10 protein-coding genes and 1 pseudogene are annotated in these 12,522 nt (G+C 71.7%); 5 read left to right on the forward strand and 6 right to left on the reverse strand.

The window, feature by feature from the left end; genetic code table 11:
- The 3 genes and pseudogenes from Aco03nite_RS16500 to Aco03nite_RS16510 form a co-directional block, all read left to right on the forward strand.
- A pseudogene (locus Aco03nite_RS16500) lies at positions 1–577 on the forward strand (hypothetical protein); the annotation flags it as partial.
- Positions 578–773: 196 nt separating this feature from the next.
- Entirely contained in the window at positions 774–1,604 is an 831-nt protein-coding gene (locus Aco03nite_RS16505; RefSeq protein ID WP_203796181.1) for a siderophore-interacting protein, read from the forward strand.
- Positions 1,605–1,651: 47 nt separating this feature from the next.
- Positions 1,652–2,833, forward strand: coding sequence for a CynX/NimT family MFS transporter (locus tag Aco03nite_RS16510; RefSeq protein WP_239145211.1), 1,182 nt, complete (start codon positions 1,652–1,654; stop codon positions 2,831–2,833).
- A 6-nt stretch (positions 2,834–2,839) separates the two neighbouring features.
- Here the strand turns inward: Aco03nite_RS16510 and Aco03nite_RS16515 are convergent, their stop codons facing one another.
- The 5 genes from Aco03nite_RS16515 to Aco03nite_RS16535 form a co-directional block, all read right to left on the reverse strand.
- Positions 2,840–3,859, reverse strand: a complete 1,020-nt coding sequence (locus tag Aco03nite_RS16515; protein ID WP_203796185.1) for a hypothetical protein — start codon at positions 3,857–3,859, stop codon at positions 2,840–2,842.
- 64 nt (positions 3,860–3,923) lie between these two features.
- On the reverse strand, positions 3,924–4,331 hold the full coding sequence (locus Aco03nite_RS16520; protein ID WP_203796187.1) for a hypothetical protein: 408 nt from the start codon (positions 4,329–4,331) through the stop codon (positions 3,924–3,926).
- A gap of 24 nt (positions 4,332–4,355) precedes the next feature.
- On the reverse strand, positions 4,356–5,123 hold the full coding sequence (locus tag Aco03nite_RS16525; protein WP_203796189.1) for a hypothetical protein: 768 nt from the start codon (positions 5,121–5,123) through the stop codon (positions 4,356–4,358).
- A complete protein-coding gene (locus Aco03nite_RS16530; RefSeq protein ID WP_203796191.1) occupies positions 5,120–5,665 on the reverse strand; it encodes a hypothetical protein in 546 nt (181 codons plus the stop codon). Before Aco03nite_RS16530 ends, Aco03nite_RS16525 begins: the two co-directional genes overlap by 4 nt.
- 236 nt (positions 5,666–5,901) lie before the next feature.
- Positions 5,902–10,032: an nSTAND1 domain-containing NTPase gene (locus tag Aco03nite_RS16535; protein WP_203796193.1), complete on the reverse strand. Its 4,131-nt coding sequence runs from the start codon at positions 10,030–10,032 to the stop codon at positions 5,902–5,904.
- 117 nt (positions 10,033–10,149) lie between these two features.
- Here Aco03nite_RS16535 and Aco03nite_RS16540 point away from each other — a divergent pair, with 117 nt between their 5' ends.
- Together Aco03nite_RS16540 and Aco03nite_RS16545 are read left to right on the forward strand one after the other, a co-directional pair.
- Complete coding sequence (locus Aco03nite_RS16540; RefSeq protein WP_203796195.1) at positions 10,150–10,308, forward strand: hypothetical protein; 159 nt, start codon at positions 10,150–10,152, stop codon at positions 10,306–10,308.
- Between the two features lie 40 nt (positions 10,309–10,348).
- Complete coding sequence (locus Aco03nite_RS16545; protein WP_203796197.1) at positions 10,349–11,851, forward strand: ArnT family glycosyltransferase; 1,503 nt, start codon at positions 10,349–10,351, stop codon at positions 11,849–11,851.
- Here Aco03nite_RS16545 and Aco03nite_RS16550 read toward each other — a convergent pair.
- Positions 11,842–12,480 carry a 4'-phosphopantetheinyl transferase family protein gene (locus tag Aco03nite_RS16550; protein ID WP_203796199.1) on the reverse strand — a complete coding sequence of 213 codons (639 nt, stop codon included), beginning with the start codon at positions 12,478–12,480 and terminating at the stop codon, positions 11,842–11,844. The genes Aco03nite_RS16545 and Aco03nite_RS16550 overlap by 10 nt on opposite strands.
- Positions 12,481–12,522 lie beyond the last annotated feature (42 nt).

Raw genomic sequence — 12,522 nt, forward strand, 5'->3', positions numbered from 1 at the left:
CAACGGCGGGAACAACAACGGCAACAACGGCGGTGGCAACAACAACGGTGGGAACAACGGGGGCAACAACCCCAACACCGGTGAAGTGACCCCGTCCGCGCCGGTGGTGACCCTCACGCCGAAGACCGACGTGACCACCTTCACCGCCACCCCGAAGGCCTCCCGGACCACCGCCAAGGCCGACGACGAACAGGCCGAGGCGGAGAACACCAAGAAGGCCAGCCCGTCCGCCTCGCCCAAGGCGCCCTCGACGAAGTCCACCGAGACGGAGTCGGAGACGACCACCGAGTCGGCGCCGAAGAACACCAAGAAGAACACCACGGCGGCGGAGATCGACGACCCGGAGCCGGAGGCGACCGACACCGACGGACCGGCCCTGGCCGACGACGGCGCACCCGACGACCCGGAGAGCACCTCGGGCTCGGAGAACCTGGCCGAGCCGCCGGCCACCCAGAACAGCTCGTTCAACCTGATCAGCAGCAACCTGGTCTGGATCGGCGGCGGCGCCGTCCTGGTCCTGGTCGGCCTGATCGTGGCGGCCTTCATGCGGGGCCGGCCGCGCAACAACTGGCGCTGACACGCACCTGACGAGATGAGGCGGAACCCGGTTCGGGTTCCGCCTCATTTTTTGTCGTTCAATGATCATCTCCGGTCGGCGCCGGTTATGGTGAATGCCAGACTTCCCGGATTCCCGAGGCGGGGCGGTAGATCGCCGGGAATAAGGGTAGCCTTACCTGCCGTAAAGTGATTTTCCCCGGCAGTGAGGTGCAGTCATGGCTAACAGACCCGCGCGACCGGCCCGTGAAGGTGTGGTCACCCGGGTGGAGCAGCTCACCCCGCACATGGTTCGTGTGGTCGTCGGTGGAGAGGCTCTGACCGGGATCGAGGCCGGACAGTTCTCGGACCACTACATCAAGATCTTCTTCCCGAAGGACGGGGTCGACTATCCGACTCCCTTCGATCAGGGCGAGATCCGCGCGACGATGCCGCCCGAGTCGTGGCCCGTCGTCCGGACGTACACGATCCGCAAATGGCTGCCGGAGATCGGCGAGATGTGGGTGGACTTCGTCGTCCACGGCGACCAGGGTGTCGCCGGTCCGTGGGCCGGCCGGGCCCGCCCCGGTGACCGGTTCCTGTTCCTCGGCCCGGGCGGCGCCTACCTGCCGACCGCCGAGTTCGACTGGCACCTGCTCGCCGGCGACGAGAGCGCCATCCCGGCGATCGCCGCCTCGCTGGAGCGCCTGCCCGAGGGGGTGCCGGCCCGCGCGTTCATCGAGGTGTCCGGGCCGGACGAGGAGCAGAAGATCGAGACGACGAGCGACGCCGAGATCGTCTGGCTGCACCGCGGGTCGCGTCCGGTCGGCGAGCGGCTGGTCGCCGCGGTGCGGGAGCAGGAGTTCCCGGCCGGCCGGGTGCAGGCGTTCGTGCACGGCGAGGCCGGTTTCGTCCGTGATCTGCGCGGTCACCTGCGGCGCGAGCGCGGCCTGACGATGGACCAGCTGTCGATCTCCGGTTACTGGCGGCTCGGCCTCAACGAGGACGGCTGGCAGTCCAGCAAGCGGGAGTGGAACGAGCAGGTCGAGCGCGAGCAGGAAGCCGCGTGACCAGCCTGTAAGGAGTGTAACCCCGATCACCCAATACGATGGAGTTCGTGGTGATCGGGGAGAAGACACGTACCGGCGGCTTGTTCGCCCTGACGGCGCTGCTGCTGGCGGCCGTCAACCTGAGGCTCGCGGTCACCAGCATCGGCCCGGTGCTGACCGAGATCCGCGACGGGCTCGGGATGAGCGCCACCGTCGCCGGGCTGCTCACGTCGGTGCCGGTGGTGTGTTTCGCCGTCATCGGTCTCTTCGCGCCGCGGCTCGCCGCCCGGTTCGGGGCCGCCCGGGTGATCCTCGGCGGTCTGCTGCTGCTCACGGTCGGGCTGCTGGTCCGGCCGTACGGCGGCAACGCTTTTCTGTTCCTGCTCTTCAGCGCCGTCGCGATGGCCGGCATCGCCCTGGTCAACGTGCTGCTGCCGTCGATCGTCAAGGACCGTTTCCCGGATCGGGTCGGCACCGTCACCGGCCTCTACTCGGTGGCGCTCAACATCGGCGCCACCACCGCGGCCGCCGCGACCGTCCCGATCACCGGCGCCTTCGGCGACGACTGGCGGCTGGGCCTGGTCTGCTGGTCCCTCGCGGCGGTCCTCGCCCTCCCGCCGTGGTTGCTGCTGGCCCGCGACCACCGGCCCGCCGCCGGCCCCTCTCCCACAGATCCCGCGCCGGTACGGGTGAGCAGGCATCCGGTGGCCTGGGCGCTGGCCGTCTACTTCGGCATGCAGTCCACCTCGGCCTACGTGATCATCGGGTGGCTGCCGGAGATCTACCGCGACGCCGGCCTGTCCGCCTCGACCGCCGGCATCCTGTTCGCCACCACGTCCCTGCTGGGTGTGCCGTTGTCGTTCCTGCTGTCGGCGTACGCCGGCCGGCTCCGTTCCCAGAGCGGCATCGCCCTGACCCTGGGCGTCTTCGGCCTCGCCGGCTGGTCCGGCCTGTGGGCGGCCCCGGCAGCCGCCCCGTGGCTGTGGGCGACCCTGCTGGGCGTGGCGAACGCCGCGTTCCCCCTGGTCCTGACGATGATCGCACTACGCGGCCGCACACCTGCGACGGTGGTGAAGCTGTCGGCGTTCGCCCAGAGCGTCGGCTACCTGATCGCCATCCCCAGCCCGATCCTGGTCGGAGCCCTGCACGACTGGTCCGGCGGCTGGCGCCTGCCCCTGGGTTTCATGGTCGCCCTGACGATCCCGCAAATGATCGCCGGAGCCCTGGCCGGCCGCAACCGCCAGATCTGACCCGGATCAGCGGTTGTAGAACTGCTCCCGGAGTTCGGGAAGATCCGCGTCGGCCAGGCCGATATACTTCCCCAGCGGTTCGACGAGCAACGAGCCTCGCCGTTCGTTCATCGCCGTGGCCAGCTTGCTCAGAGCACCGACCAGCAGCTCCTCCTGCGCGTCGACACGTGCCTGCAAGGTGTACAGGGCAACGGACATCGACTGGATCACGTCTTGAACCGTGGCACCGGCGATCGACAAGGTCTCCTCCTTGCTGTCCGGCACAGTGCCCAGGACCGCCCCCAGGCCCTGGATGACCTCGGCGCCGAGCGCCGCGCCGGCGGGCAGAGCCTCGGGCGCCACCGAGATGACGACCACGGCGGCGATGGCGCCGACCACCGTCAGCACCGTCTGGGTGCTCTTCTTGCGGCTCCGGCACCAAGCACTCAGTGAGTCCATCACCTTGATGGTGTCCTCGCCGATCCGCCAGGCGTCGGTGAGCTGCCGTCGGCGGATCTCCAGGTGCGCCTCCATGATCTCGGCGAGGTTCAGCGCCGCTGACTGCTGCATGACGGCGGCGGTGCCGAGCTTGGAGCAGTACCCGGAGAACTCGATCGCCGCGTCGCCCTCCCAGTGCTCCATGTGCAGGCCGATGTTCACTGCCAACTGGCCGACCGGCTCCACCTCGCTGTCACCGGCGAGCACCTCGGTCGACAGACCCCCGTCCGCACGGCGAGCGATCCGGAGGTTGGGCACCAGAGTTCCGGCAGTGCGGTACAGCGGACCGTTCATCATTCCCGCCGCGATGTCCGGGTCGGGCACGGCGAACGCGGTGAAAAGCTCTGGTACATCGGCGAGGGCCTGCCGGACGTACTCCTGAACGTTCGCCACGTCCGAGGGTTCGCCACTGGCCGGCGGCTGGTAGTGCGGGTTCTGCGTAGGGACGCCAGGCGGGCCGTACCTGTTGTAGTCGTTGATCGACCCCTGTTGGGCCATGCTGTACGACTCGTCCTGCCATGCCACGACCTCGACGGCTTTGTCGATCACGCGCTGACCGAGACCTTGCAGGTCAGCGAGGCTGCGATAGACGTATCCAGTGGCCATAACCGGCCTACCCGGCGATCCGGACCGGAGGCTGCGCCTCGTCCGGAATCCTCTCACCGTCGATGGTCCCGCTCGGGCTGCCACCGGGGCCCCAGTCCGTGGCGAGGATGGCTTTGCCACTGTCGGTGTCGGTCTGCTCGTAGGTCTCGGCGATGTGCACCATCGTCGCGGCGGCAGCGTGCAGGTTCTCCGTGCTCTGCCCGAGGATGTTCTGCAGGTCGTCCCGGACGATCCGCCAGAGGCCGGCGATCCGGGCCGGCGGGCCGCCGGGCGCCTCTTGGAACGCCGCTTGCTCACCCGTCGCGGTGTCGGCCACCGCGTTGTTCAACCGGGCGTAGGTCAACCCCATCAGTGGCAGATCCATCCGCCCGATGATGTGGAGCGCGTTGATGTCGCTGGTGAAGTAGTCAGCCATGATGTCCCCGTCTCGTTCGGCCGGTCAGGCGGCACACGCCGCGATCGGTATCGGGTTGAAGGAGACCGCGTCCTGTCCCTGCGAGACGAACACCGTGGTCCGGGCCGGATCAGCGGTCTCGGGGACGACGAGATCGATGTTCACCCGGTCAGCCTTGATGAAGACCTGTCGGCCATAGATGATCTTCCCAGCCCTGTTCCGCAGGATCAGACTCGCTGCGGGTGAACACGGGGTGGCGCCGGCCGGTTCGGTGACCATCAGGCCGGTCACTTCGGAGCGGCCGCGGTCGTCGGGCGCGCTGACGGTCAGATCTTCGACGCGCACCTCACGTGGCCACCCGGCGAAGACCTCGGCCGGTGCCGGCGTTCCCGAGGTGAAGGACGCTTCGACCCGGCCAACCGGCCCCTCCTTGTCCAGGTAGAAGTAGCCTCCCGCTTCCGCCTGCTGGCCGGGCAGCAGGACGGTCAGATCGGGCAGATACTGGTCCCGGCCGGCGACCGGACGGCCCTTCCCGTCCAGGACCTCGACTTTCACCGTGGCGTTGACGAGGGCGTACGGGCAGTCGTTGCGCGTGTGAATGCCGTACCGGACATCGCGCTCCTCGACGGTGAAGCCGACTTCGGTGACCTCGGGCAGGCAGTCGTCCGGAAGGCTCGACACGGTCGGCGTGGGGGTTGTCACGATGATCGGTGGAGCCTCGGGCCTCTCCAGGTACGTCCGAACGACGAGAAGCCCGGTGAGTCCCACCCCCGTGACGACGAGCACCAGCCAGAACAAGAGGCGTGAGTTCACCAGGGCTCCCGAGGAGAGTCGGCGCGCCGCCAGGGCGGCAGCCCGTTGGACAGGTCGTAGTACCGGTCGAGCAGACGCATCCGGCCGGCCCGGTAGGCGCCGATCGCGCCGGTGGCCGCCGCGATCGCCTCGGCGGCGAACCGGTCGACGGAGAGTTCCCTCTGGATTCCCGGTTCGAGCCGGACGGTCCAGGTGGCGAGCGCGCGACTGGTCACGGTGACCCAACCGCCGGGCGAGGTGGCCGTGACGGTCAGATCCGCCGCCTCCTGCCCGAACCGCCGGTCCTCCGGCGTCGGATCGGCCCCCGGCGGGCCCAGGAATGCTTCCTCGACCTCGGCGTACTCACGGTGGTAACGAATCCAGAGGGTGGTGGCGAGCCGCTCGATCCGGTGCGCGAGGTCGGTCTCGGAGCAGGAGGTGTAGTCCCGGCTCCGGATGTCCAGCGTGAGCCGGAGCCGGCCGGAGACGGTGGCCCGGATCGCACCGTCCGGCGACGTCGCGGAGACGTCGATGCGCTCCAGCAGTCCGGCCAACTCACCCACGTCGCCCACCCAGCTTGATCGACAACTGTCTCTCGACAGGTCCTTGCTGGAGGGTACGCCGGGTGGGGTGGTCCGGTTCGACGCGTGGCGGGTCGGAACAGGGACAGCCCGGTACGCCGAGACCGAGGAAGTGCCGGCGCACCGGGCCTGCTCACGTGGGGTCGTCACCCCGACCTCAAGTTAGGCAAGGCTAACCTATCATTCGGATCGGGCCTTGAGAACACGCCGGGAACAGATCACGAACAGGCGGGGGCCAGTGGCTGGCCGTCGTTGCGGGTCAGGGAAGCCGCGATGCCGCACAGGGAGTGGGCCGCCGCCGACGGGTCCAGCTGCCAGACGTAGACCTGGGAGTCCAGGCCGCCGCTGACCAGTGTCCGGCCGTCGGGGGCGAATTCCAGTGCGGCCGGGGTCGACACGTGGCCGTGCAGCGCCACCGGGTTCCGGCGGGTGGTCATGTCCCACAGCCGGACCGGGCCCTGCCGGTCGCCGATCGCCAGGGTCCGGCCGTCCGGGGACCAGCTGACCCGGTCGATCTGGTCGCCCTGTTCCGGGCTGTGCCACAGCGAGGTGGCGCCGTCCGCGCTGCGCACGTCGACGGAGCGGCTGGTCCCGGTCACCGCCATCGACCTTCCGTCCGGGGCGATGGCCAGGTCCAGCACCTGGTAGCCGCCCAGCGGCCGGGGTTCGCCGATCTCGGCGAGGTCGCCGGCGCGCCAGGACCGCAGCTCGGCCGATACCCCGGCGGCCCCCGACTCGAGGCTCGACGTGGTGAGGGCCGCGTACAGGGTGCCGCCGTCCGGGGTGAGGGCGATCGCGTAGCTGCTGTCACCGTCGAGATCGATCTTGTTGCGCATCCGGCGGCCGCCGACGTCGTACACGTGGATCTCGGCCGGGGTGGTGAGCAAGGCGCCGTCGACGCAGCTGGAGGTCGACACGTACATCAGGTCGCCGCGCGGGGAGACGGTCATGTCCTTCGGGCAGGACGGCAGTTTCACCGACACCTGCCGCTCGCCGCGTTCGTCCCACAGTTCCAGGGTCTCGGCCCGGGTGACGACCCCGATCAAGCCGCCCGACGTCCAGGCCAGGCCGATCACCGATCCGGCCGGGCGGAACGACGTGATCCGGGTGCGGGTGGCGGCGTCCCAGATCCGGACGGTGCCGTCGAAGCCCCCGGCCGCGATCCGGCGTCCGTCCGGCGAGAAGTGCACGTCGTAGACCTCGCCCTCGGTGTTGAAGGCGTTCACCACCCGCCGGAACACGACGGTCGGCTCGTCCGGGCCGGTGACCACCACGAACTGGCCGCTCGCCGAGGCCGCCGCCGCGGCGTACGTCATGGTCCCGATCCGCAGGTCACCGGGGATGTTCCCGCTGAGCGGCCACAGGTTGACCCGGCCCTCCCCGCGGCTGCCGATGACCATGCCGTCACCGGTGATCGCGAAGTACGCGTTGGGGGCGGTGAGGCCGTCCGCCGGGGTGATGTCGCGCAGTTTCCGGCCGGTCGCCGGATCCCACTGCCGGAGCTGGGACCTGTTCCCGGCTACCGGATCCCCGGTGACCAGGGAGCCGTCCGGCGCGAACGCGAGATGCGCCGGGCTGGCCATCGCCATCGACGCCAGCCGCCGGCCGTCGCGCAGCCGCCAGACCTCGGCGGCGTGCAGCCCGACCTCGGCGAGGTGGGCGCCGTCCGGGCTGACGGCCACCGCTTTTCCACTGTCCTCGCCGACCGGCAGGGTGCGGAGCGACCGGCCGGTGGACGCCTCCCAGAACCCGAGCACCGCCTGCTTTCCGGACAGCTGGACATCGGTGGCCACGACCGTGCCGGTGCCGGGCAGCCAGGTGACCGCTCCGAACGCCGGCAGGGTACGGACCAGCGCGCCGGTGGCCACCTCCCAGATCTTGACACCGTCCGCCACGATCGCCCCGGTGGCCAGGTAGCGGCCGTCGGGGGAGAACGCCACCGACGAGACCCAGACCTCGTCCGCGTCCGTGTCGGTGTAGGCCAGTGGCGGGCCCACCTCGGTCAGGGTGGCCGCGTCCCAGAGCCGGACCAGCCCGGTCTTGTCCCCGATCGCGATCCGGGTGCCGTCCGGGCTGACCGCGGCCGAGTACCCGCCGTCGACGGTGCCCAGCCGCCCGGCGAACCGGACCTGCTGGGTGGAGAGCAGCGCCCCCTCGGCCTCCGCGGTCGGTTCCTCGCTCCAGGCGTCGAGGGCCCGGCGTACCGCGGCCGGTTCGTCCTGGTCGAGCAGGGTGAGGGCCTCGGCCGCGTACTGCCGGGACCGGGCGTCCCGGCCGACCGCCTCGGCGGTCCGCTGCCGGTCCAGCGCGACCAGCCCGGCGCCCGCGGTGAGCAGCAGCGCGACACCGAGCCCGGCAGCCAGCCGGCGCAGGCGACGGGTGCCGCGTTCCCGGGCGAGCTGCTCCCGGAGGGCGGCCGCGCCCCCGGCGGCGAGGTACTCCCCCACCACCGGCGGCACCCCGTCCCCGGCCGGGATCCGTTCCCGGGCGGCGATCAGGCGGGCGCCGCGGGGCAGCAGGTCGGGGTCGCGGCCGGAGCGGTCCCAGTCCCGGGCCGCCTCGGTGACCGATTCGCGCAGCAGCAGGTCCTCACGGGCCTCGGCGACCCAGCCGGCCAGCCGGGGCCAGCTGGTCAGCAGCGCCTCGTGGCTGATCTCCACGGTGTCCGCGCCGACGGTGACCAGCCGGGCCTTGACCAGCCGGCGGAGCACCCGGGAGTCGCTGGCGGCCCGGACCCCGCGGCGGCGCACGGCGGTGCCGTCGGCGGTGACGGTGACCAGGGCGAGCAGGGCGTCCCGCAGCCGGGCGCGGTCCTCCGGGGTCTGGTCGAGGTAGATGTTCTCGGCGGTCTCCGCGACGGCGTGCCGGATGCCGCCGGTGTCCTGGTACGCCTTGACGGTGAGCCGGATCCCCTCACGCCGGTCCCAGGTGGCGCGCAGGGCGTGGGCGAGCAGCGGCAGCGCGCCCGGCTCGTACCCGCCCCGGTCGTCCACCCCCAGGTCCCGCAGGAGCAGGCCGGGCAGCCCGGGTTCGACGGTGAGGCCGACGTGTTCGGCGGGTTCGACGACGGCCCGGCGGATCGCGGCGGCGTCCAGCGGGCCGAGCACGACGTGACCGGCGGCGAGAACCTTGGCCAGCGGGGGCAGGGCGACGCAGGACGGGTAGAAGTCGGAACGCACGGCGATCACCACGATCGCCGGGGCGGCGCTGGTCAGCGCGGTCACGTAGGCGAGGCGTTCGGCCTGGTCGGCGCACTGGGTGAACAGCTCCTCGAACTGGTCGACCACGATGATCGGCCGATGACCGGCGGCGGTGGCCTTGGCGGCGAGCTCACCGAGGCCGGCGTTCCGGGACGGTGGGGGTCCGGGCGGCGCGGAACCGCGCAGCCGGGACAACAGGTCGGTGAGGGGGCGTACGCCAGGGGTGGTGACGACCCACGACCACCCGGTGGCCTCCTCGCCGAGTGCGCCCCCCGCGATGGCCGGCAGCAGACCGGCCCGCAGCAGCGACGACTTGCCGGCGCCGGAGACCCCGGTGACCACCAGGGGCGGCCCGCCGAGCGCCTGTTCGGCGATCCGGCTGAGCAGCTGGGCGATCTGCTGCTCCCGGCCGCGGAACCGGGACGCGTCCTCCGGCTGGAAACTGACCAGGCCGGGGTACGGCGGAACGGCCCCGCCGGGCACCACGGCGGGCGGGTCGTCGCCGGGCGGCAGCTGTTCCCGGGTGACCTCGACGAGGTGACGGCGTACCTCGTCGAGCCGCCGGGTCAACTCGAAGGTCTGCCGGGCGAAGTCCTGCCGCAGCCCGTCCACGCTCTGCCGGACGTCGGTGACCATCCAGCCGAGTTCGGCGACACCGAAGCCGAGCTCCTGGAACGCGCCCTCGAACACCCGCCGCAGCTCGTCGTCGGTGACCGCGGCCTCGGCGATCGCCACCGTCACCGCGCCGACCTCGCGCAGCACCCGGGAGACCTCCTCGTGCAGGGCCCGGCCCTGCTCGTCGGCGGCGGCCAGCCGGGGCAGCAGGTCGGCGGCGATGGCGTCCCGCCACTGGGCCTCGGACCAGCCGCCGGACTCCGGTTCCTCCTCGCGCAGCCGGCGGGCCGTCCCGGCCAGGGTGTCGGCGAGATAGTTGGTGCCCAGCCCGCCGACCTGGTCGAGAGCGGCGGCGAAGGCGTCCGGGGCGCCCAGTCCGGCGCCGGCCACCGGGGCGACCACGGAGGCGGTCAGGAAGGCGAGGATGGCGTACGGACCGGCGGCACGCAGCCGTTCCCTGGTCCGGCGGCCCGAATTGCGGATCCAGTCCCGGACACCCTCGCGGGCTCTCTCGTCAGCGTTCTCCAGGGCCACCGGACCTCCGTGCGCATCGACACGTTTCGCCGTCTCATGATGACACCGTCGATCCACTGTGTGACCCGGGACTTTCGGCACGGGACCGGGCCGCCGGCCCGGTGCGGCAATGGAGACATGAACGGACAACCCCGCGAGATCGATCCGGAGCGGCGGTACGCGACACCGACCGGCGAGCCGTGCCCGTACGCGCTGCGTACCGACGGCACTGTGGACGGTGACGGCGCCTGCCGGGGCTGCGGCACCTGCCTGCTGGGAGCGGACTGGTCGAAATGACATTGGCAACCGGCGGGGTGTTACCCGTACGGTGGGCCACGTGGTCGATGCCCTCAGTGACATCACGGCAACGCAGCGTATTCAATCCGCCCGGCGACCGTTCGCCGCGTGGCCGGTCGGCCTGACCGCCGCCTCCGCCGTCATCCTGCTCCTGTACCTGTCCGGCGACTACGGCTACCACCGCGACGAGCTGTACTTCCGGATGCTGAGCGAGCACCCGGCCTGGGGTTACGCCGACCAGCCGCCGTTCACGCCGATGCTGGTCCGGTTCGGGATCGAGATGTTCGGCGACTCGCTCTGGGCGATCCGGGTGGTCCCGGCGGTGTTGCTCGGCCTGACCGTCGTGGTGGCCGCGCTGATCGCCCGGGAGGCCGGCGGCGGCCGGGTCGCCCAGTCGATCGCGGCGGCCGGGATCTTCAGCACCTTCCCGCTGACCGCCGCGCACGTCACCTCCACCGCCGGCACCGATCTGCTGATCTGGCTGCTGGTGCTGCTCCTGGTGATCCGGGCGCTGCTGTGGGAGCGCCCGCGGGCCTGGCTGGGCGCCGGGGTGGTGGCCGGGTTGGGCCTGTGGAACAAACATCTGGTCGTGCTACTGCTGATCTGTCTCGCGGTGGCGCTGCTGGTGGCCGGCCCCCGGGAGGTGTTCCGGTCCCGGCACCTGTGGGTGGGCGCCGGCCTGGCCGTGCTGATCGGCCTGCCCAACCTGGTCTACCAGGTGCTCAACGGGTTCCCGCAACTGGAGATGGCGGCGGCGATCGCGCGGGAGAAGGGCGCCGACTCCCGGCTGATGCTGCTGCCGTTGCAGTTCGCGCTGGTGATCCTGCCCCCGGTGTGGATCGCCGGGCTGGTGACTCTGGTCCGCGACCCGCGGTGGCGGCGGATCCGGGCGATCGCCGTGGCCTACCCGCTGATGCTCGCGCTGGTCCTGGTCAGCGCCGGTCAGCCGTACTATCCGGTGCCCCTGCTGGTCGGGATCTTCGCGCTGGGCGCGGTGCCGGTCGAACGGTGGATCACCGGACGCCGGGCCCGGCAGGCGCTGGTGGCGGCCGGGGTGGTGCTGTCCGTCGCCGCCGGGGTGGTCACGTCGCTGCCGGTGATCCCGGAGGACGAGCTGGCCGGGTCGCTGCCGGCCGAGCTGAACAGCACCATCGGCGACCAGGTCGGGTGGCTGCAGTACGTGTGGCAGGTCGGTCTCGTCTACGCCGACCTGTCCCCGGCCGACAAACGCCGGGCGGTCCTGTTCACCGGCAACTACGGCGAGGCCGGGGCGCTGGCCCGGTTCGGCCCGTCGCTCGGCCTGCCGGACGTCTACAGCGGACACAACGAGCTGCACCGGTTCGGCCCGCCGCCGGAGTCGGCCCGGGTGGTGATCGCGGTGCTGCAGGACACGCCGGTCGCCGAGTTCGGGCGCTGCACCGCCGAGCGCAGCCTGCACAACACGCCGGGGGTGGCGAACGAGGAGGTCGGCGCGCGGGTCTGGGTGTGCCGGCCGAGCGTGCCGTGGACGGTGATCTGGCCGCGGGTGGGGCACTACTCCTGACGGGCGATCGCGGTCACCACCAGGTCGCGGTCGACAAGCCACCGGCCGGTCAGGGTGGGGAACGGCGCCGGCACCAGGATGCGCGCGGTGAAGGTCCGCTCCACCGGGTCGATCTCCAGCGCCGCGTCGCCGAAGCCCAGCCAGCGGCCGGTCAGCGGGTACCACACCTTGTAGACCGACTCCTTGGCGCTGAACAGCAGCCGGTCCCAGTGGGTGCCCGGGTCGGCGGCGGTCAGCGCCTCGAGGTGCTCGACGTCGCCGGGGGCGGTGACCGCGCCGAGCACCCGGGGCGGCAGCGGGGCGTGCGGCTCGGCGTCGATGCCGATCCCGGCGACGTCGGTGACGCGGCCCACGGCGGCGGCCCGGTAGCCGGTGCAGTGGGTGATGCTGCCGGCCACCCCGGCCGGCCACAGCGGCTCGCGGCGCGGGCCCGGCCGGATCGGCACGGCCGGCACCCCGAGTGCGGCGAGCGCCTCCCGGGCACACCGGCGGCTGGTCAGGAACTCCCGGCGGCGCCCGTCGCCGGCCCGGGCGATCAGATCCTCCTCGCCGGGAAAGACGGTCTCGGCCGGATCGTCGGCCCAGGCCTCGGCGGTGGTCACCGACGGCGGCAGCAACGATCCGAGCATTCGGTAATTCTCTCACCACCGGGGGAAGCGGGGCACAATGGC

The organism is Actinoplanes couchii (assembly GCF_016862075.1).
Lineage (GTDB): Bacteria > Actinomycetota > Actinomycetes > Mycobacteriales > Micromonosporaceae > Actinoplanes > Actinoplanes couchii.

What these genes read in the sequence shown, in the direction of transcription:
- Aco03nite_RS16505 (WP_203796181.1), top strand. Translation starts at nt 774, where the DNA reads ATGGCTAACAGACCCGCGCGACCGGCCCGTGAAGGTGTGGTCACCCGG.
- Aco03nite_RS16550 (WP_203796199.1), bottom strand. Translation starts at nt 12,480, where the DNA reads ATGCTCGGATCGTTGCTGCCGCCGTCGGTGACCACCGCCGAGGCCTGG.
- Aco03nite_RS16520 (WP_203796187.1), bottom strand. Translation starts at nt 4,331, where the DNA reads ATGGCTGACTACTTCACCAGCGACATCAACGCGCTCCACATCATCGGG.
- Aco03nite_RS16540 (WP_203796195.1), top strand. Translation starts at nt 10,150, where the DNA reads ATGAACGGACAACCCCGCGAGATCGATCCGGAGCGGCGGTACGCGACA.